Origin of the sequence: Priestia sp. SIMBA_032, assembly GCF_046535215.1 — a bacterium.
Classification (GTDB): Bacteria; Bacillota; Bacilli; order Bacillales; family Bacillaceae_H; genus Priestia; species Priestia aryabhattai.
Map to the genome: position 1 here is coordinate 1 of NZ_JAWRXD010000647.1, position 272 is coordinate 272.

General features: G+C 69.1%; 1 protein-coding gene. It reads left to right on the top strand.

The annotated features are described in order from the left end of the window. Positions 1-272, top strand: a 272-nt coding sequence (locus SB717_RS35835) for a hypothetical protein (protein ID WP_486360796.1), incomplete at both ends; no start/stop codon positions are given.

The following is a 272-nucleotide window of genomic DNA, read 5'->3' on the forward strand; positions in this document are numbered from 1 at the left end:
GCAGGTCCGCACCGCTGATCTCGACGGTATCGGGTTGCTGCTCGACGAAGGTCGCGAGATGGTGCTGGGCGCAGTACCCGCCACCGCCCCGGGCAAGGAACTCGCTGCCGAGCAGGTGGCCGCCGACTGCGCCGAGCTGATCGACCGAATCGGGTTGTCCCGCAAGGTGTTGGCCGAGCAGATCGTCATCAGCCCTGGATGTGGCCTGGCCGGGGCAGACGCGGACTGGGCGCAGACCGCACTCGAGTTGTGCGGCAAGGCCGCTGCCGGTC